Here is a 20,044-nt window from a genome sequence, read left to right as displayed (position 1 = left end):
CGACGGTGCCTCAGGGGTGCGACGGGTCCTCGGGCCGCTCCGCCAGGGTGGCGGCGCGGCGGAAGAGCAGGTCGTGGACGACGTGGCCCTTGTCGAGGCCCTGGCCCTCGAAGCGGGTGAGCGGGCGGAAGTCGGGACGCGGCGCGTATCCGCCGTCCTCCTGGGTGTTCTCGAAGTCCGGGTGCGCGCTCAGGACCTCCAGCATGTGCTCGGCGTACGGCTCCCAGTCCGTGGCACAGTGCAGCACCGCGCCCGGCCTGAGGCAGGGGGCGAGGAGGGTCAGGAACTCCGCCTGGATCAGGCGGCGCTTGTGGTGCCTGGCCTTGGGCCACGGGTCCGGGAAGTACACGCGGACGCCGTCCAGGGACTCCGGGGTGAGCATTTCGCGCAGCAGGATGATGGCGTCGCCGTTGGCCACCCGGATGTTGGACAGTCCGTTCCGCTCCGCGAGACCGAGGAGGTTGCCCTGGCCCGGGGTGTGCACGTCCACGGCGAGGATGCCGGTGTCCGGGTCGGCTGCGGCCATCTGGGCGGTGGCTTCGCCCATGCCGAAGCCGATTTCCAGGACTACGCGGGTGGGGGCGGCTGCGGCTTCGGTGCCGGGTGCTGCTTCGGGGCCGAAGAGTTCGCCGAGGTCGAGGACCTCCTTGCCGTCGATGTCCAGGCCCCACTGGGGCCACAGCCTGCGCAGCGCGTCGCCCTGGGCGGTGGTGACCCGGCTGCGCCGGGGCTGGAAGCTGCGGATCCGCCGCTCGAACCTCGACCCGGCGGGGTCGGGGGCGGGACCTTCGGGGAAGCGGGGGGTGCCCTTCGGGCGGGAGTTCTCAGACACAGTGCCCCCGATTTTAGTCACCCGCCCCAACTTGTACGACGGCACGCAGTCGGCACTATCAGCCCGTCCGGCGATTGAGGACGAGGCGCGGAGCGCCGATAGCGGGGTCCAGGGGCGGCAGCCCCTGGTTACGGGAAGGGGCGGGCCTGGGGCGCCACCCGCGAGGGCCCCTCACAGCACCCCCAGAACCCGCCGAGCCACCTCCCGCCCAATGGGCAGCGAAGCCGTCGCCGCAGGCGAGGGCGCGTTCAGGACGTGGACGGCCCGCGCCCCCTCCCGGATGAGGAAGTCGTCGACAAGAGTCCCGTCCCGCAGAACGGCCTGCGCCCGCACCCCGGCAGCCGCAGGAAGCAGATCCTCCGCCCGCACAGCCGGCAGCAGCCTCCGCACCGCGTCGGTGAACGCCCCCTTGGACAGCGAACGCCGCAGCTCCCCGGCCCCGTACCGCCAGTGCCGCCGGGCTATCTGCCAGGACCCGGGCCACGCCAGCGTCCCCGCGAGCTCGCGTGGACGGACCACCGACCAGTCGTACCCCTCGCGGGCCAGCGCGGGCACGGCGTTGGGCCCGACGTGCACCCCCCCGTCGACCCCCCGGGTGAGGTGCACACCGAGGAAGGGGAAGGCGGGATCCGGCACGGGATACACCAGGCCGCGCACGAGTCCGGGCCGCGCCAGCGTGAAGTACTCCCCCCGGAACGGCACGATCCGCATGCCGGGGTCGTCCCCGGTCAGCCGCGCGACCCGGTCACAGTGCAGCCCGGCACAGTTCACCAGGACCTTGCCGCGCACGACATCCCCGGCGGCCGTACGTACGGCGACCCCGAGATCCGCCCGCCGGTCGACCGCCACCACCTCGGCCCCGTACCGCACCTCGACGCCCGAGGCCTGGGCGAGCTGACCGGCCACCGCGCCGTAGTCACAGATGCCGGTGCTGCCGACGTGGATGGCGGCGAGGCCCTGCACGCACGGCTCGTACTCCGCCATCTGGGCGGGGCCGAGCTCGCGGACCGGAATGCCGTTCTCCCGGCCGCGCTGGACGAGGCCGTGCAGGCGGGGCAGCTCGGAGCGGTCGGTGGCGACGATGAGCTTGCCGGTGACCTCGTGCGCGATGCCGTACTCCGCGCAGAACTTGATCATCTCGGCGGCGCCGCGCACGGCGTAGCGCGCCTTCAGGGAACCGGGGCGGTAGTAGATCCCGCTGTGGATGACGCCGCTGTTGCGGCCCGTCTGGTGGCGGGCGGGGCCCGGCTCCTTCTCCAGGACGGTGACGCGGGTGCCGGGCGCGGCACGGGTCAGGGCATACGCCGCCGCGAGCCCGACGATCCCCCCGCCGACCACGAGCACGTCACAGTCGTACGCCACTCCACCCCGACCCATCAGTCCGCACCTCCCACCCCCGATACTGCCCTGCACCACTGACAACGCGAGGTGCGCCCGCTCCCCGCGGGGCAACCGCCGGTGCCGCTCCGCGGCAGGCTTCCCACCCGCCCACCGGTTTACGCGGCCTTCGAGCGGCCTTCGAGCGGAGCCCGCGGGGCGACCGGTGCCCGCCGGCCACCGCCGTGGGCACAGGCCGGTCCGGCGGCGCCGCCGCGGGCACCGCTACGCCGGGGCGACCAGCAACGGCCGCGCCCGCTCCCGCAGCTCGACGACCCGAGGCTCGTCCCCGTAGGGCTCGAGGCGGTGCAGGAGGTCCTTCACGTACTCCGTGGTCCGCGCGGACGAGATCCGTCCGGCGACCTCCACGGCCCGCACCCCCTGCTCGCACGCCGCGTCGAGGTTCCCGGACTCCAGCTCGGCGACCGCCGACACCACGAGCCGTAAGCCGTGGGACCGCACGAACTCCTCGGTGGGCCGGGACAGCGCCTGCTCGGTGAAGCGCCGCACCTGGCGGGGCGCCTTCAGGTCGCGGTAGCACTCGGCGGCGTCCGCGGCGAAGCGGTCGTAGCCGTAGAAGCCGAGCCACGACGGGTCGTGGTCGCCCTCACGGGCCCGCTCCAGCCAGCCCTCGGCGGCCCGCAGCGCCGCACCGGCGGCGGGCGCGTCGTTGGCGCGCGCGTGCGCGCGTGCCTCGACGAGCCGGAAGAAGCTCATCGTGCGCGCCGTGGCCAGGCCCCGGTTGCGTTCGAGCGCCGCCTGGGCCAGGTCCACGCCCTCGTCCCCGAAGCCGCGGTAGGTGGCCTGGAGGGACATCGACGCGAGGACGTACCCCCCCAGAGGCACGTCGGCGGCCGCGCGGGCGAGCCGCAGGGCCTGGATGTAGTACCGCTGCGCGGCCTCCTGCTGGCCGGTGTCGAAGGCCATCCACCCGGCGAGCCGGGTCAGTTCGGCGCTGGCTCCGAAGAGGGCGCGCCCGACCTCGTCGGAGTACGAACCGAGGAGCAGCGGCGCCGCCTCGACCCGCAGACATTCGGGGACCATGGACGAACGCCAGTCCCCGCCGCCGTACTTGGAGTCCCAGCGGCGCGCGTCCTCGGCCGCCTCCCGCAGTTTCAGCACGTCGCTGTGGCCGACCTTCATCGGCGGTCCGCCGTCGTCCTGGTGGGCCACGTCGCGCGGCCCGTCGTGCGAGGCGTCGCGCGCGACGGAGCTGTCGGCCGGGGTTATGAGCCAGCGGGACGCAGGCGTGGCGTACGCGCTGACCGCGAAGGAGCCTGCCAGGGACTGCCAGATGCCGCCGCCGGTGCGGCGGCCCGCCAGATCCAGGCGGTACAGCTCGGTGGCCGACTTCACGGCCGCCCCCACGTCGCGCGGGAAGGCGAGGCCCACCTCGGGCGCCGGATCCGCGTCGGCGAGGCCGATTTCGTGCAGGGGCACCGGGCGGCCGAGCTTCTGCCCGATGGCGGCCGCGATGAGGTGCGGCGCGGCGCCCTGGGGCACCATGCCCTTGGAGACCCACCGGGCCACCGAGGTCTTGTCGTACCGAAGCGTCAACCCGCGTTGAGCGCCGAGGTCGTTGACCCGCCGTGCGAGTCCCGCGTTGCTGATTCCCGCGAGGGCGAGAACGGTGCCGAGTTTTTCGTTCGGCCCGCGTAGCTCCCTGGACATGCGCCACCCCTCGGACACAGACGGCTGCCGGGCAGTGGCTTGACCGCGCGGCATTCGTGCTGTGTTCCCCCGGGGACAGCGGCTGGGTGCTCGGTCCGTCGGCGTGTCGCGCGCCGCGGCCCCGATCCCCGGCCGCAAGAGCACTTGGCCGAGCCCCCAGGTATATGCCTCCGCGAAAACATCAGCACACCCAGCGTAGTTCGACGGATCCCAAGCGTTAAGAGGCGCAGTTCCGGATGGCGAGATTGTTGTCCGTACGGGAGTACGGCGGTGCCGCGGCGTGCTCCCGGTGTGTGGCCGTGCGCCTGTGCGTGCGCTCTTCTCCGGCCATGTGGGGGGCGCTTCCATGGTTGAGCGTGGGTCGGCCCGCTGCGCTGGAGTCAGCGGGCTGGGGGACACCGCCGCCTCCATCCCCGCGGGCGGCGGACCGGTCCGGGAGGCGTATGCCGCCTCCCGGGCTGTGCGTGGGTGCCGCGGGGCGTCAAGGGGCGGTCGCGCGTGTTCGGCCACGGCTGAATTGGCCGAAAATCGACCCCACGAAAGCGTGCTTCAGCCGTTCCACGTCCCCTTGTTGACGCCGTTGCGGCATCAACAACCGATCACCCAGGGCGCGTTCGCGCCGGTGTGAGCGCCCTCGCGAGCCCTCTCGCGCGCCTCCTTCGTGGCAGCATGGGACCCGAATCCCTCAGTCAGTCATGGTGCACTGGCTGTCCACAGCCTGTGGAGGCGGCGATGCGGTGGTTGGTGGGGTGGAGCAGTACCACCACGAGGCCCTCTGTGGGCGCTGCCGCTGTCGGCACGGCGGGTGCCACCGGTGACGACGGCGAGACACTGACCCCTGTGGGGTCCCAACTCCTTTGGGGCGACCCGGATCCGCTGTGGGCGGTCGGCGACTGGCGTGCCGACGAGGTGCGCACGGTGAAGGCCGACGACCAGACCCGCATCGCCGTGCTCGGCACCTGCGGGGCCAGCGACGAGGAGCTGCGGGTCAGCCTGTTCGCCTCGCGCGGCGGCGCCCTGCGGCACCTGACGGCCTGGCCCGGGAGCTACACGGCGGTCGTCCAGGTCGGGCGCCGCGTGATGATCGCCGGCGATCTCGCGGGCGCGCGGCCCGTGTTCTACACCCCCTGGGCGGGCGGCACGGCGTACGCGACGGCCGCGCTGCCGCTGGCCGACCTCATCGAGGCCCACCTGGACATCGGGCACCTCGCGGCGCTGCTCGCGGCCCCCGACGTCCCGGAGGCGCTGCACGACTCGACCCCGTACCAGGACGTGCGCCGTGTGCCCCCGGGGCATGCGCTCATCCTCCGCGCGGGCGCACGGGAAATCGCCGGATACGAACCCGTCGCCTCGCTCGCCGTCGCGGCGCCCGCGGCCGACGAGGCCGGTGCGCTGGACGGGGTCAGGGACGCCCTCGTCGAAGCGGTACGCGCGCGGCTGCGCGCACCACGCCACGTACCGGGGACGGACATCGACCCCGGGCCCGTGCCCGGCATGGGGCCGGCCGAACGGCGTGCCGCGCGGGGCATGCCGGTGCCCGGCATCGGAGCCGACCTCTCCGGAGGGCCCGCTTCGGGAACCCTCGCTCTCCTTGCCGCCGGTCTGCCGGGGATGCCCGGTACCGTCCTCGGGCACGGCACCGGCGCGGGGGAGCGCCTTGTCGCCGTCACCTTCAACGACCTGGTCTCGGGCGGCCGCGAGGCCGAACTGGAGCGCGCGGGCGCCATCGCCGCCAACCCGCGGCTGCACCACGTCGTCGTCGCGGCCGGCGAGGAGGCGCTTCCGTACGCCGACCTCGACGGGCCGCTGACCGACGAGCCGAGCGCCGTCATCGTCACCGCCCAGCGCCACCGCGCGCGGCTCGCCTCGGGCAGCGCCGACCACTTCACCGGCTACGGCGCGCGGCAGGTCCTCGACGCCCATCCCGCCCGCCTCGCCGACCTCCTGATGGACCGCAAGCGACGGCACATGGTGCGGCCCGTGACCGCCCTCGCCAAGGCCGAGGGCTCCGTCATGGTGCCCGCGCGCGTGTACGGCGCCGCGCGGAAGCTCGCCCGTACCGCGCACCGCGCGGGCGTCCAGTCGCTCGCCGACCGGCTGCTGCACCGCAGCTTCGAGGAGCCCGGCGGGGCCGTGGGGGCCTCCCTCGCCGCCCTGGCCTGGGCCAGACCGGGGCCGGCCGCGCGCTGGCTGACCGGTGAGGCCCTCGCAGAAGTATCGGTTCGCCTCCAGGAGACGACGACGCGCCCCGGCCCCGGCCCCGGACAGCGGCCCGGGGAGTTCCGCGCGCGGGCCGCGCTCTTCCGGCACGCCGCCGACCTCCGCGTCCTGGAGCAGGCCGCCGAGGTCCGCTTCCAGCGGCTGCACGCGCCGTTCCTCGACAACCAGGTGGTGCGCGCCTGCCGGGCGCTGCCGGAGTCCCTGCGGGTGCAGCCCGGGGCGCGGGCCGCCATCCTCCGTACGGTCCTCGAAGGCGCCGGGGTCACCGAACTCCCGCCCGGCTGGGGCGCCCCCTCGCACGCCTCCGCCGCCGCGGCCAGCCGCACCGGCCTGCGGGTCGCCGTGAACGAGCTGATCGGCCTCTTCGACACGCCCCTGCTGGCCCAGGCGGGCCTCGTGGAAGCCCGCGTCGTCCGCAAGGCACTCCGTGCGGCGGCCGACGGCGAACCCCTCCCCCTGGACGGCCTCGCCGACCTCGTCTCCACCGAGATCTGGCTCCGCCGCCTCCTCGCCCGCCGAGGCACCTGCTGGACCGGCACCCCGGCCCGCCAACGAGCGGTACCCACGGGGTCGGTGGCGCCGCAGCGGGGGGCGTTGGGGGCGGGCCGCTAGCGCGGGGCCGCTGGCGCGGGGCTGGTACGACGCGGGGCCGCTGGCACAGGGCTGGTACGCCACGGGGTCACGGCGGGCCGGGCCCCGCACCCTCAACACCCCACCGCTCCGCGCCGGTCCTCTCCCACCCGCCCACCCATCCACCGGAACAACACCTCCACACCGGCACCGACCCCACGCCCCCCACCCCTGCGGGCAGCCCACGCTCCCGCTGCCACGGAAGGCCGCCCGGCGCCCGCAGACTGCGGCTCCCACGGCCTCCCGCCCGTTCGCCGGAACGGCAGCCTCGGCGTCGTCGGCGCCTTGGCCCTCCGCCCCTGTGGGCAGGTTGCGCTTCCGGTGCCACGGAAGGCCGTCCGGCGTACGCCCGCTGCGGATCCCGCGGCCGTCCGAGCCCTGCGCCTGTCCCCTTGCCCCACCCACTGCGGTTCCCGTGAGTCTGCCTAGCCACGGCCCACGGCCCCCCACCCGCTGTTGGCAGCTGGGCCACCAGAGGCGGCTCCCGACCCTAAAGGCAGCCCAGTCGACGGCGTCGGAATGTGGGGGGAGGGGCACACCCCAGGCCCACCGTGACGTGAAGCGTGGGCGTGCGCGGACGCGGGCCGGTTCGGCGGGGGTGCCGCGCCCCCGGGCGGAAACCCCGCGACGCAATCGCCCCCACCGGCCAGAATGACCCCGTGCGGTACCAGATCCTGGGCGCCACGCAGGCGCACGACGACCAAGGGGCACCCCTGCCCGTAGGAGGCCCCCGCCTGCGGGCGCTCCTCGCGGCGCTGGCGCTGAGAGCGAACCGTACGACCGCGGTGGACACCCTCATCGACGACATCTGGGCGGACGACCCGCCGGCCGACGCCCCCGCTGCCCTGCAGGCCCTCGTGGGCCGCCTCCGCCGCGTACTCGGCAGACACGCCATCGCCTCCGAGCCCGGCGGCTACCGCCTCAACGCCGCCCCCGAAGAAGTCGACCTCCACCGCTTCGAGCACCTCACCCGCGAGGGCACCGCCGCCCTGGACCGCCACGACCCGGCGACAGCCGCCCGCGTCCTGCGCGAGGCCCTCTCCCTGTGGCACGGCCCCGCCCTCGCCGACCTCCCCGACCGCACCGCCGCCACCCGCCCGGAGGCCCGCCGCCAGGAAGCCACCCGCGCGCGGGTCGAGGCCGAACTCATCCTCGGCCAGGCCCCCGACGTCGTACCGGAGTTGAAGGAGCTCACCGCCGACCAGCCGTACGACGAGGCCCTGCGCGCCCTCCTCATCCGCGCCCTGCGCGACGCGGGTCGCGGCGCGGACGCCCTCGCCGCGTACGAGGACGCCCGCCGCACCCTCGCCGAGGGACTCGGCACCGACCCGGGTCCGGAACTGCGCGCCCTGCACGCGGAGTTGCTGGGGGAGCCGGGGGAGTCGGGGGTGTCTACGGGTTCGGCGACGCCGGGCGGACCGGCGCGGGCAAGCGGGCCGAAGTCGGCAGGAAGGGCCCCGGCCCACCACCCTCAGCCCGCCCCGGCGACGAAGTCCCGTACAGACAATGCGCCCAGCCCTCACACCCCGCCCCCGGCCAGAACCCGCCCAGCCCCCCGCCAGGGCAACCTCCGTCCCCGGCTGACTTCCTTCGTCGGGCGGGAACCCGAACTCGCCGCCATCCGTTCGGACATACAGAGAGCACGCCTGGTCACCCTCACCGGACCGGGCGGCTCCGGCAAGACCCGCCTCGCCGAGGAAGCCGCCGCCGGGCATCCGAGCGCATGGCTGGCCGAGCTCGCCCCGCTCGACCGGCCGGAGGCGGTCCCGGGCGCGGTCGTCAGCGCGCTCGGCCTGCGCGAGACCGTGTTGATGACGAGCGAGCTGACGGCACCGCAGAGCGACCCGCTGGCCCTGCTCGTCGAGTACTGCGCTCCGCGCAGCCTGCTCCTGGTCCTTGACAATTGTGAACACGTCATCGATGCCGCCGCCCAGCTGGCGGAGACCCTCCTCACCCGCTGCCCGGGTCTCACGATCGTCGCGACCAGCCGCGAACCCCTGGGCGTGCCGGGCGAGGCCGTGCGCCCGGTCGAGCCCCTCCCACCGGACCCGGCACATCGCCTGTTCGCCGAGCGGGCCGAGGCCGTGCGCCCCGGCTTCGACCCGTACCGGGACGCGGAGTCGGTCGCGGAGATCTGCCGCCGCCTCGACGGCCTGCCCCTGGCCATCGAGCTGGCCGCCGCCCGCCTGCGGCTGCTCTCGCCCCGGCAGATCGCCGACCGCCTGGACGACCGCTTCCGCCTGCTCACCAGCGGTGCCCGCACGGTCCTGCCCCGCCAGCAGACCCTGCGCGCGGTGGTCGACTGGTCCTGGGACCTGCTCGACGACGCCGAGCGCGCGGTCCTGCGCGAGGTGTCCGTCTTCGCGGGCGGCTGGGACCTGGAGGCCGCCGAGGCCGTCTGCACGGGCCCGGCGGCGGACCTCGTCGGCGCCCTCGTCGACAAGTCCCTGGTCGTCGCCACTCCGTACGACATGGAGATCACGGAGGAGGGCATGCGGAGCCCCGGTGGGGCAGGTTCCGGCGGCGCGAGCGCAGGGATGCGCTATCGCATGCTGGAGACCATCCACGAGTACGCCACGGAGCGCGCCGCCGAGACCCCCGGCCCGCGCGCCGAGGCACAGCGCAGGCACACCGCGTACTTCCTCGCGCTCGCTCAGACGGCCGAGCCCCTGCTCCGCTCGGCCGAGCAACTGCCGTGGATCCACCGCCTGGAGGCCGACCTCGACAACCTCCGCGCGGCCCTGCACCGCGCCGTGGAGTCCCGCGACGAACCGCTCGCCACGGCGTTCGTCCTGGCCCTGGGCTGGTTCTGGTGGCTGCGCAACTACCGCGGGGAGGGCACGGACTGGGTCGACCGGGCGCTGACCCTCACGGTGCCGCCGGACGTGGCCGCCGCGGCCGAGGCGGGTCCGTCGGTGTTCTCCCTGGCGGGCGCGGGCCTGGACGCGGATCTCGCCGACGAGGACGCCCCGTCGTTCTGGCCGCGCATGCAACTGCGCATGGTGCACATGTTCCTGACGGTGGAGGCCCGGCCCACGGCAGTGGTGGGCGACGGCCTGGACCGGGAGTACATCGTGCGGATGCGGGACGTGTTCGCCCGTCCTGTGCCCGCGAGCGGCCGGTTCCCGGGCCTGGTCTGGCCGTTCACGCTGTACTTCGCCGACTGGGTCGAGGACGTGATGCCCCACCTGGACCTGGCCGTCAGCAACTGCCGCCGCTTCGGAGGCGACTGGGAGACCGCGATCACGCTGATGTTCCATGTGCACGCCGCGGTCGACCGGCCGGGCAACCTCTCCGGGGTCGACGACGACCTGGCGGAGCTGCGCGTGCTGAGCAGACGGGTGGGCGACCGGTGGCTGCGCGCGCAGGTGTGCAGCGCGGCGGGCGAGGCGGCGATGGCCCGCAGCCAACACGACGAGGCCCGGCGGGAGTACGAGGAGGCGCTGCGCCTCGCCTACGAAGTGGGCGCGCACGCCGAAGCCCCCTTCCTCATCGCCCGCCTCGCCGAGATCTCCTTCCGCGAGGGCGACCGCGAGCTCGCCGCGAAGGGCCTGGAGGAGGCCGGAGCCAAGGCCGAGCGCTACGGCGTCACGGACTCCCGTGCCTTCGTCCACCTCATGAGCGCCGTCCTGGTCCTTGACGACGGTGACGTGGTGGGGGCCAGGGTCCTGTGCGACGCGGCCCGCGCGGAAGCCGAGCGCGGGACGCCGCCGCCGCAGTTCGCCGCCGGCCTCGGCAATGTGGAGGCGCGCGTCACGGCCGCCGAGTCCGGTCCCCTGGCCGGGCTCGCCGTTCTGACCGAGGTGCTGCCGGAGGCGCTGCGCACCCACTGTTCGGAGACGGTCGTCGCGGGCCTGGTGGACGCGGCCGCCACGCTCATGGGCGAGACCGGCGACCACGCCCGCGCGAGCCGCCTGCTCGCCTTCGCCACCCGCTGGCGCGCCGGCCACGAACGCCCCATGCCGGGGCGGGCCGAGGCCGAAGACGTGGTGAAGGAGGCACGCGCGGCGCTCGGCGAGGGTGAGTACGAGCGGCAGCGCGCGGCGGGCGACGGGCTGACCATGGACGAGGTCCTGGAGGAACTGGCGGACGCGGCCCGCTGACCGGCCGCGTCAGCCCGACCGGCCCCGGGCGAGTGGCGACCCCACACGGCCCCACGCAGACCCGCCCGGCCCCACGCGGAGCCCCCGCACCCGCTCAGCGGAGCCCCCGCACCCGCTCAGATGCAGCGCTCAGATGCAGGAAAGCCGCGACTGCGCCCAGTCCGCGAGAGCCGTCGAGGCGAACGGCGTGTGCGGCTCGACGACAAGGCGGATCGTCTTGCGGCCGGTAAGACCGACGCGTACGGGAACCACCGAGTCGCCGCCCTTGATCAGCGGGGACCGCCACAGCCGCGCCCCGTCGGCGTACACGGAGAACCGCACCTTGCCGAGCCCCATCGTCATGTCGTCGACGCCGACGAGCGCTTCGTAGGAGGAGCACTCGCGGTTGAGGTCGATGGTGACCGAGGACCTGCCGTGCACGGTCACGCCGTGGCCGTAGCGCTTGTCGTCGATGGACATGCCCCAGCGCTGCCACACCCAACTGCTCTCGCCGAGCCGCATCTCGGGCTTGGTGCCGTCGCCGGTGAGGCCGTACTCCAGCTGGTTCCACTGGAAGACCTTGGGCGCGGGCGGCGGCGGGGGCGGCGGCTTCGGCGTCGGCTTGGGCGGGGTGGGTGTCGGCTTCGGCGGCGGCGGGGACGGCGGTTTGGGCTTGGGCTTCTCCGGCGGCTTCGCCGGTGGCGGCTTGGGCTTCGGCGTCGGCTTGGGGGTGGGCTTCGGCGTCGGTTTCGGCGTGGGGGTGGGGGTGGGCTCGGGTCTTGGAGCCGGCGGCTCCGGTTTCGGCTCGGGCTTGGAGGGCGGCGGCTTGCGCGGTACGAAGGACTCGGCGACCGGCGGCTGGGCCTTCGGCGGCTCGTCCTTCTTGTCGCCGCCCCCGGTGAGGGCGATCGCCGCGGCGACCACACCCGCGGCGACGATGCCCGCCGCGATACCGGCCTTCGCGGGCGCGCCGAGCCCCTCGGACGCGGCAGCGCCCCCGGCCCCGGCACCCGCGGCGCCACCGCTGCCCGCAGCGGCCCCGGCGGCCCCTGCCGCACCCGCGCCCGCGACGCCGCCGCCGAGGAGCGCGGCCACCTTCGCGTACCCGGCGGCACCGAACCAGCCGATGACGGCCACCGGCACGACCGCGGGGATGCCGCTCGCGACTTCCTTGATCTGACCTGCTGCGAGGCGGCAGTTGGCGCACTCCTCCAGGTGCTTGCGCAGTCCGCGCTCGGCGCGGGTGCGCAGGCCGCCGCGGGCGTAGGCGCCGAGCCGGTCGGCGTAGCGCGCGCACTCCTCGCTCTCGGTGAGCGTGGTGCTCACATGCGCCTGGAGGTAGGCCTGCTTGAGGCCTTCGCGGGCGCGGCTCGCGAGCACCCGGGTGCCGTTGGCGTCCAGGCCGAACAGCGTGGCGACGTCGCTCGGGGACTCGTCCTCGACCTCCGTGTGCCACAGCACGGCCTGCCAGCGCTCGGGCAGGCTGCGGAAGGCCTGCATGGCGAGGGACTGCTCGGCCTCGTGCATGGCGCGTACGTCCGCGCCCAGGTCCAACGTGTCGTCGTCGGAGACCTCGGAGCCGCGGGCGGCCTGCGCGGCGAACACCGCGAAGTCGTCGACCAGTTGCTCCCGCTTCGCCGACTTCGTCCAGCCGGCGGCGACGCGCCGCACCGTGGTCAGCAGATAGGCGCGCACCGCGTGCTCGGGCCCGTGCCCGGACCGTACGGCTCCGAGCATCCGGGCGAAGACCTCTGCGGTGAGGTCGTCGGCGGTGTGGGCGTCGCGGCAGCAGGTGCGGGCGTAGCGGCGTACCGATTCGGCATGTCTGCGGTAGAGCTCTTCGTACGCGGTGTCGTCGCCCGCGCGCATGCGCTCGATCAGGTCGGCGTCGGACGGCGGGCCGTCACCGGAACCGGTCCGGGCACCGGGCACCCCGGCTTCCACGCCGGCCGCACCCGAGAGGGAGCCACCGGCAGCGCCGCGCTCGCGCTGCGTCGGCACGCTGGGATCGGGACCGGTCGCACCGGCCCCGCCGCTCGCGGGACTTCCCGAGGCACCGGACCCCGCGGCCCCGCTGCTGCCCCCCGGACCGCCTTGGTTCGGCACCTGCCGGGGAGGATGCCCGCTCGACTCACCCCCGGTGGGGGTGGGCTCGTCCCGCCCGTCAACACTCATCGCGGGAAGCCTCCGCACGCACACTCGGACCCGAACACCGGGCAAGAGTGCCACACAGCCGCGCTCCGCCGAATAGTCACGACAGGCAACCACTCGTCCGGGGCGAGTTCCCGTAATCGAGCACTACCGTTCACTCATTCGGGGAATGCTCAACTCCCGTGGATTCCACGGGAGTTGAGCATGAAGATCCCGAAAGACCCAGGTGAGCGGTGTGCGTGGTTACGCGGGCCGCGAGCGGAGCCCCTCGAGGAGGATGTCGAGCAGCCGCGACGAGGCCGCCGCCTGCTGCGCGGCGTCCGGCAGCGAGGGAGCCGCCGTGGCTATCACGAGCAGCACGTCCGACACCGTCACGTCCGCGCGCAGCTCACCGGCCGCCCGCGCCCGCTCCACGAGCCGCCCCACGACTTCGAGCAGCGCCGCGGCACCCGCGTCGTCGCTCTCCTCCGCCGGCGCCGTCCGCTGCTCGACGAGCCGCAGCTCGGGCGAGGACAGCGGAGACACCGCGTGCACGGAGGCCACGGCGGCCACCGGAGACACCTGCCGCTGCTGCGGCACCCGTGCCTCCTCCGCGCCCGCCGGCCCGTCCTCGTCGGCCCCTTCGGCCCGCACGCGCAGTACCTGCGGCGGCAGCAGCCGCCCCGCGCCCGAGGCCACGGACGTCCGCAGGAAGCGCGAGAGCGCCGACCACGGCTCGTCCTCCTGGCCGAGCGCCGCACGTGCCTGTTCCGTCAGCCGGGAGGTCTCCTCCTCGGCTATCCGCCGCACCAGTACGTCCTTGCTGGGGAAGCGGCGGTAGACCGTGCCGACCCCGACGCGGGCGCGCCGTGCCACGTCCTCCATCGGCGCGCCGTACCCCAGCTCTCCGAATACCTCACGGGCCGCGCGAAGGACGTGTTCGAGATTGCGCTGCGCGTCCACGCGCAGCGGTGCCGAACGCGGTCCGTCCACCATCTCGCGGCCGTTTCCGCCCGTTGCGACGGCGGATGCCGACGCGGTCGCGGATGTCCAGTGAGAGTCCTGAATGTGCATATACGTTCCCCCGGTAATGACGTCTCCCCCCGGAGACACTCCCCGCCATCGATGACCGGCGTGCGAGAGCGAGCCCCTGCACGAGTCCGGCAAACCGGACTCGACGAGCGCATCCCCCGACACCCCGACGTCACACGAACATAGTTGAGCCAGAGTCAATTCAGAAGAGGTGGGTTCCGCACGGAGCGCCCCCCGATCGGAGTACGCACCGGTTCCCACCCGATTGCACCCCACGGCAGCACCCCGCCACCCCCCTCTGACCTGCGTACATTCTGCCCTGCCTGTTTTCGGCACGGCACGGCGGCACCACTCACTTCCTGTCATACAAATTGTCGAGCCTGTGGACAAACACGAAGTGCGGGTGCGTCATGGGATGGTGACGGAACCTGTGCGCATTCTCGTTGTCGGTGGTGGCTACGTCGGGATGTACACCGCGCTGCGCCTCCAGCGGAAACTCAAGCCGGAGCTGAAGCGGGGCGAGGTGGAGATCGTGGTGATCTCACCCGATCCGTATATGACCTATCAGCCGTTCCTGCCCGAAGCCGCGGCCGGCTCGATCTCCCCGCGCCACGTCGTCGTACCGCTGCGCCGCGTGCTCGAGCACTGCCGGGTGATCGTCGGCGAGGTCCGGTCGGTCGACCACGCCAAGCGCACCGCGAAGTTCACCACCCTCGCCACCGTGGAGGAGAACACCGGCGCCCTCGACATCACGTACGACGAACTGGTCCTGGCACCCGGCTCCATCTCCCGCACCCTGCCCGTCCCCGGTCTCGCCGACCACGGCATCGGCTTCAAGACCGTCGAGGAAGCCATCGGGCTGCGCAACCACGTCATCGAGCAGATGGACATCGCCTCCTCCACCCGCGACCCGGCCGTCCGCGACGCCGCCCTGACCTTCGTCTTCGTAGGCGGCGGTTACGCGGGCGTGGAGGCACTCGGCGAGTTGGAGGACATGGCCCGCTACGCCTCGCGGTACTACCACAACGTCAAGGCCGACGACATGAAGTGGATCCTCGTCGAGGCCTCCGGGCGGATCCTGCCCGAGGTCGGCGAGGAGATGGGCAAGTACACCGTCAGCCAGCTCCGCAAACGCAACATCGACGTACGCCTGGAGACCCGCCTCGACTCCTGCGAGGACCGGGTGGCGGTCCTCAGCGACGGCGCCCGCTTCCCCACCCGCACGGTCGTCTGGACCGCCGGCGTCAAGCCGCACCCCCTGCTCGCCGCCACCGGCCTGCCCCTGAACGAACGCGGCCGCCTGAAGTGCACCGCCGAACTCTCCGTCTACGGCGCCCCGCACGCGTGGGGAGCGGGCGACGCGGCCGCCGTCCCCGACGTCACCGCCGAAGAACCCGGCAAGGAGTGCGCGCCCAACGCCCAGCACGCCGTGCGCCAGGCCAAGGTTCTCGGGGACAACATCGCCGCGACCGTCCGGAAACAGCCCCTCCAGAAGTACGCGCACAAATACGTCGGCTCCGTGGCGTCCCTGGGACTGCACAAAGGTGTCGCGCACGTCTACGGACGCAAGCTGAAGGGCTACCCTGCCTGGTTCATGCACCGCGTCTACCACCTCAGCCGGGTGCCCACCGTCAACCGCAAGTCCCGTGTGCTCGCCGAATGGATCCTGTCCGGCCTGTTCAAACGCGAGATCGTCTCCCTGGGGTCGCTCGAACACCCCCGCGCGGAGTTCGAACTCGCAGCCGGAGGCGAGCGCCCGAAGGAGTCCTGATGACCTCCGGCCGGAACTCCCCGGGCGGGTCCGGCGTCTGACGGATGTCAGTCCTGTCGGCCAGACTGGTCGTGTGACCATGATGGGCGGGCACACCCAAGACGGGCACACCCAAGAGAGAAGTCCGCTCCACGCCATGCTGTGTCTTCCCGGGAGGCGGCGCCACAGCCGCCGCGCCACCGGCCGGACCCCCGGCCGCACACCCCCGCCCGATCCAGAAGCGACACCACGAGGCCTACCGCAGTGAACTTCACGCGCTGGAGCGCCCGGCTCCCCGGAACACAGCGCCGCGCAGCGGCGCGCACCGAGACCGGCGGATCCCCGGCACAGCGGGGCGAGAGCTCCGTCCCCGCGGCCCGCGCCGAGCGCCTCGCGGACACGCCTGCCGCCGGCGTCGACGAACTGCCGGCCCGCGAGGTGCTCGACCGCATCCCGGCCCTCGTCGCGCTCGTGCACGGCCCCGACCACCGCATCGCGTACGTCAACGACGCGTACACCACCGCGTTCGGCACCCGCCCCCTCGGCGCCCCCGCGCGCGAGGCGCTGCCCGAGCTGGGCGAGGTCGGCCTGCTGCCGCTCCTGGACCAGGTCCTGCGCAGCTCCAAGCCGCGCACGGTCAAGTCCCGCAAGGCGCCCGGCGGCCGCTCGTACACCTTCACGTGCACGCCCGTCTCGCTGCCCCTCGGCGGCCCTGTGGGGGACACTCCCGGCGGCGGCGTGCTCGTCTTCGCCGCCGACGTCACCGACCACGCCGAAGCCGCCGAGCGCCTGCGCGCCAGCGAGCGCACCCTGCGCGAGACGGCCGTCACCCTCCAACGCTCACTCCTGCCCCAGGAGTTGGAGCAGCCCGACGACCTGCGCATCGCCGCCACGTACCAACCGGGCGGCACGGACGCCGCGGTCGGCGGCGACTGGTACGACGTGATCACCCTCGGCGGCGGCCGCACCGCCCTGGTCATCGGCGACGTCATGGGGCGGGGCGTCCGCGCGGCCGCGGTCATGGGCCAGCTGCGCACGGCCGTGCGCGCGTACGCCCGCCTCGACCTGCCGCCGCACGAGGTCCTGCAGCTCCTCGACGGCCTCGCCGCGGAGATCGACGCCAGCCAGATCGCCACTTGTGCGTACGCGGTGCACGACCCGAACGAGGGCAGCCTCGTGTACGCGTCGGCGGGCCACCTGCCGATCCTCGTACGCGACGAGAACGGCACCATCCACCGCGCGGAGGAGCCCACGGGCCCGCCGCTCGGCACCGGCGGCTGGCTGCACGCCTCCGGCTCCGTCCCGCTCGGCCCCGGCTCCACCGCCGTGCTCTACACCGACGGCCTGGTCGAGCGCCGCAGCGAGGACATCGACGAAGGCGTCGCCGCCCTGGAGCGTGCCCTCGCCGGGGCCACCGGCACGCCCCAAGTGGTCTGCGACCGCCTCATCCGGGCCCTGGGCGTCACCGCCGACCACGACGACGACGTCGCCGTCCTTGTCCTCCAGCAGCCGTCCCGCACGGGCGTGCACGCGGACCTGTTCCGCAACGCGGCCCTGGAGCTGCTCGGCGGCGTGGAGGCCGCGCCGCGCGCGCGTGCCTTCGCCACCGGCGTCCTCGCGAGCTGGCGCTTTCCGCCCGAGCTGCACGACCTGGGCGTCCTCGCCGCCAGCGAGCTGGTCGCCAACTCCCTGCAGCACGGCACCCCGCCGATGCGGCTGCGACTGCGCCGCACCGACCGCCGCCTGATCATCGAGGTCACCGACGGCGACGACCACCTGCCCCGGCGCCGCCGCGCCGAGCCCGCCGACGAGGCGGGCCGGGGCATCGCCATCGTCGCCACGATCGCCTCGAACTGGGGCTCCCGGCGCACGCCCGGGGGCGGCAAGGCGGTCTGGTGCGAGTTCGCGCTCCCGCGCGCGTAGTGCGTCAACGACTACGCGCGCTCAGGAGTGTGCGGTCACGGGCTCCGTGGAGTCCGGTGTCCCCTGGGCCACCACGCGGCTCTTCTGCAGGTGCGGGTGGTTCTGCGCCGGGCTGAGGTGCTTGCCGAGACGCAGCGCGAGCACCGTGATGCCGAGCGAGAAGAGCAGGAACGTCACGATGTACGGAGCGTGCAGCGTGGCGCCCATCGGCCCGCCCACGGCCGGGCCGACCGCGAGGGCGAGCTGCTTGACCAGCGCGAAGGCCGAGTTGTAGCGCCCGACCATGGACTCCGGGGCCAGATCGGCGACCAGCGGCGCGACGGTCGGCGCGAGCATCGTCTCGCCGAGCCCGAAGAGCGCGTACGTCGAGATGAACGCGGCGGTCGCCATGGCCTGGCTGCCGTGCCCGAGGCCCGCGTACCCGGCGGCTATCCACGCCACGGCCCAGATGAGGCCGACGGCGGCGATGACCTGCGAGCGCTTGCGGCGCTCGACGAACCGCAGGACCGCGAACTGCGCGATCACGATGGCGCCGGTGTTGGCGGCCAGGGCGATGCCGAGCGTCGACGGGGAGATCCCGGCGGCCTCGACGCCGTACGCCGAAAGGCCCGACTCGAACTGGCCGTAGCAGGCGAAGAACAGCACGAACCCGAGGACACAGAGCTGCAGCATCACGCGGTTGCGGAATACGTCCCTGATGGTGCCGCCGGACTGCGGGGTGGCGTCGGTGATGCGCGGCGAGCGGGGTATCCGTGCCGTCAGCATGACCCCGATGAGCACCAGGAAGATCACGGTCTCGATGGCGAAGAGCAGCGTGAAGTCGCTCGGCCGCTCGTGCTTCACGATCTGGCCGCCGATGAGCCCGCCGACGCCGAGGCCCAGGTTCTGCAGGAAGAACTGGGTGGCGAAGGCGCGCGAGCGGGTGCCCGGCGTGGAGCACTCCACGATCATCGTGGCGAGCGCGGGCTGCATCACGGCCTGACCGGCGCCGAGCGCCCCGGCGGAGAGCAGCACGAACGGCGCGCTCGACGAGAAGCCCAGGCTCAGCGCGCCGACGGCGGCGGTGAGCAGCGCGGCCATGAGTACGGGAAGGGGCCCGCGCCGGTCGATGGCCCGGCCCGAGAACGGCAGCACGATGAGCGCGGCCACGGCGAACGCGGCGAGCACGAGGCCCGCCGTCACGGCGCCCAGGTCTCGCACCTGCGCCACGTACACGTACAAGAAGGGGACGGTGAAGCCCAGACCGAACGCACTCAGCGCGTTGCCCACGTGGATCCGGCGCATCGTCGCAGCGCCCATCGCCTTGGTCACTTTCACCTGCCTTAGGAGTGAAGACTTCGAAGCTAAAGTTAGGATCTAAACAATACACATCGAAGGACTTCAAGGGCAACCCCACCCGTGCCATACTGCGGCCATGGGCGATACCCCCGGCCCCTCGGAGCCGACCCTCGAAGAGCAGATCGCCGCCTACCAGCGGGAGTTCCAGGACCTCGACCCCCAGGTCGAGAAGATCGTCTCGGCCCTGGGCCGGCTCAACCGCCGGATGCACGTCGCCTACGGCCGCCAGACCGCGACGCTCGGCATCAGCAACGCGGAGTGGGAGGTCCTCAAGGCCCTCGTGCTGTCCGGCCCTCCGTACCAAATGGGCCCCGGCGACCTGGCCAAGCGCCTCGGCCTCACGCCCGCCGCGATGACGCACCGCATCGACCGCATGGTCAGCGAGGGCCTCGTCACCCGTGACCGCGACGAGTCCAACCGCGTCCGCGTCATCGTCGAGCTCACGGCGGAGGGCCGCGAGAAGTGGCTGGAGGCGATGCGCCTCGCCACGGTCTTCGAGGACGATCTGCTCCAGGACCTCACTCCGGCGGAGCGCGGTGTCCTCGGCGAGGTGCTCACTCGTCTTCTACGCCGTGTGGAGCACGCCCAGCCGGACGCGGGCGGCCGCCTCACCGACCTCGACTGACGGGGCCGCCGGCCGCCTCACCTCCGCCGACAGGCGGGGGTTGACAGTCACCTGCCCGATCCGTAAGGTTCTCCGGGTTGCCGCCGAGCCGTAACGGTTCTGCGACAACAACTCCCGCCGCTCAGGCGGCCACTCAAACCACCTGCACGAACTCCCACTGGGATTGATTTCGGCACGCCCGAATTCATTTCCGTGATCTTGTCGCGACCGGAAACGGCCGATTAGGAACTGCCGGGAGAATCCGCTAAAGTTTGAGACGTCGGAAGGGCCCAACAGCCCGGAAGACACCCCGGTTGACTGGGAATCAGGCCCGAAAGGATCTGGTAGAGTCAACACCGCCGGAAGGCCGAAAGGCCGGAAAGCACCGAGGAAATCGGAACGGACCGGGAAGCCGGAAAGAGTCTGATAGAGTCGGAAACGCAAGAACAAAAGAA

At 73.3% G+C, this 20,044-nt stretch carries 11 protein-coding genes; 5 read left to right on the top strand and 6 right to left on the bottom strand.

Features of this window, described 5'->3' with window-relative positions:
- Nucleotides 1–10: 10 nt before the first annotated feature.
- The 3 genes from trmB to IEY91_RS40190 all read right to left on the bottom strand — a co-directional run bounded on the left by trmB (nucleotide 11) and on the right by IEY91_RS40190 (nucleotide 3,880).
- Nucleotides 11–832, bottom strand: a complete 822-nt coding sequence (gene trmB / locus IEY91_RS40200) for a tRNA (guanosine(46)-N7)-methyltransferase TrmB (RefSeq protein ID WP_229697724.1) — start codon at nucleotides 830–832, stop codon at nucleotides 11–13.
- A 171-nt stretch (nucleotides 833–1,003) separates the two neighbouring features.
- A complete protein-coding gene (lhgD, locus tag IEY91_RS40195; protein WP_189177740.1) occupies nucleotides 1,004–2,209 on the bottom strand; it encodes an L-2-hydroxyglutarate dehydrogenase in 1,206 nt (401 codons plus the stop codon).
- Nucleotides 2,210–2,434: 225 nt separating this feature from the next.
- Nucleotides 2,435–3,880 (bottom strand): NsdA family TPR-like regulatory protein, encoded by a 1,446-nt coding sequence (locus IEY91_RS40190; RefSeq protein ID WP_164323343.1) that lies wholly within the window; start codon nucleotides 3,878–3,880, stop codon nucleotides 2,435–2,437.
- A gap of 732 nt (nucleotides 3,881–4,612) precedes the next feature.
- Here IEY91_RS40190 and IEY91_RS40185 point away from each other — a divergent pair.
- Together IEY91_RS40185 and IEY91_RS40180 are read left to right on the top strand one after the other, a co-directional pair.
- Nucleotides 4,613–6,712, top strand: a complete 2,100-nt coding sequence (locus IEY91_RS40185; protein WP_189177739.1) for an asparagine synthase-related protein — start codon at nucleotides 4,613–4,615, stop codon at nucleotides 6,710–6,712.
- Nucleotides 6,713–7,389: 677 nt separating this feature from the next.
- Complete coding sequence (locus IEY91_RS40180; protein WP_189177738.1) at nucleotides 7,390–10,833, top strand: AfsR/SARP family transcriptional regulator; 3,444 nt, start codon at nucleotides 7,390–7,392, stop codon at nucleotides 10,831–10,833.
- 129 nt (nucleotides 10,834–10,962) lie between these two features.
- Here IEY91_RS40180 and IEY91_RS40175 read toward each other — a convergent pair whose 3' ends face one another.
- Entirely contained in the window at nucleotides 10,963–12,987 is a 2,025-nt protein-coding gene (locus tag IEY91_RS40175) for a sigma-70 family RNA polymerase sigma factor (RefSeq protein ID WP_189177737.1), read from the bottom strand.
- A 219-nt stretch (nucleotides 12,988–13,206) separates the two neighbouring features.
- Nucleotides 13,207–14,016, bottom strand: a complete 810-nt coding sequence (locus IEY91_RS40170) for a TetR/AcrR family transcriptional regulator (RefSeq protein WP_189177736.1) — start codon at nucleotides 14,014–14,016, stop codon at nucleotides 13,207–13,209.
- 373 nt (nucleotides 14,017–14,389) lie between these two features.
- On the opposite strand from IEY91_RS40170, the gene IEY91_RS40165 reads away from it, so the two are divergent.
- Nucleotides 14,390–15,745, top strand: a complete 1,356-nt coding sequence (locus IEY91_RS40165; RefSeq protein ID WP_189177735.1) for an NAD(P)/FAD-dependent oxidoreductase — start codon at nucleotides 14,390–14,392, stop codon at nucleotides 15,743–15,745.
- Between the two features lie 243 nt (nucleotides 15,746–15,988).
- Nucleotides 15,989–17,647, top strand: a complete 1,659-nt coding sequence (locus IEY91_RS40160; RefSeq protein WP_164323355.1) for an ATP-binding SpoIIE family protein phosphatase — start codon at nucleotides 15,989–15,991, stop codon at nucleotides 17,645–17,647.
- 21 nt (nucleotides 17,648–17,668) lie between these two features.
- Here IEY91_RS40160 and IEY91_RS40155 read toward each other — a convergent pair whose 3' ends face one another.
- The gene (locus IEY91_RS40155) at nucleotides 17,669–18,946 is read right to left on the bottom strand and encodes an MFS transporter (protein WP_189177773.1); all 1,278 of its coding nucleotides are present in this window, start codon (nucleotides 18,944–18,946) and stop codon (nucleotides 17,669–17,671) included.
- A gap of 115 nt (nucleotides 18,947–19,061) precedes the next feature.
- On the opposite strand from IEY91_RS40155, the gene IEY91_RS40150 reads away from it, so the two are divergent.
- Complete coding sequence (locus tag IEY91_RS40150; protein ID WP_164323356.1) at nucleotides 19,062–19,610, top strand: MarR family winged helix-turn-helix transcriptional regulator; 549 nt, start codon at nucleotides 19,062–19,064, stop codon at nucleotides 19,608–19,610.
- The last annotated feature ends 434 nt before the right edge of the window (nucleotides 19,611–20,044 follow it).

Source organism: Streptomyces lasiicapitis (assembly GCF_014646335.1).
Taxonomy (GTDB): domain Bacteria; phylum Actinomycetota; class Actinomycetes; order Streptomycetales; family Streptomycetaceae; genus Streptomyces; species Streptomyces lasiicapitis.
This window is presented reverse-complemented; position numbering and strand designations above follow the sequence as displayed.